1 protein-coding gene is annotated in these 225 nt (G+C 59.1%); it reads left to right on the forward strand.

Annotated features, from left to right (window positions below; genetic code table 11):
- Positions 1-225 (forward strand): immunoglobulin-like domain-containing protein (locus tag HU811_RS27270; protein WP_186659248.1); only part of this gene is annotated, 225 nt, incomplete at both ends.

Consider the following 225-nt stretch of genomic DNA (forward strand, 5'->3'; position numbering starts at 1 on the left):
GAAGGCGGTTCGATCGTTTACACCGCGACATTGACCAATGCCGCCAGCACTCCAGTCACCGTGACATTGAGCAACGGCGCTGTAATCAACATCGCCGCCGGCGCTACCACCGGCACGGTGACCGTCGATGCGCCAACTGACGACGTCTACAAAGACGCCGGAAAAGTCGAAGTCAGCATCGATAATGCCACCGGTGGCAACTTCGAGAACCTCGTCCCGAGCACC

The organism is Pseudomonas tehranensis, from assembly GCF_014268615.1.
Taxonomy (GTDB): Bacteria; Pseudomonadota; Gammaproteobacteria; order Pseudomonadales; family Pseudomonadaceae; genus Aquipseudomonas; species Aquipseudomonas tehranensis.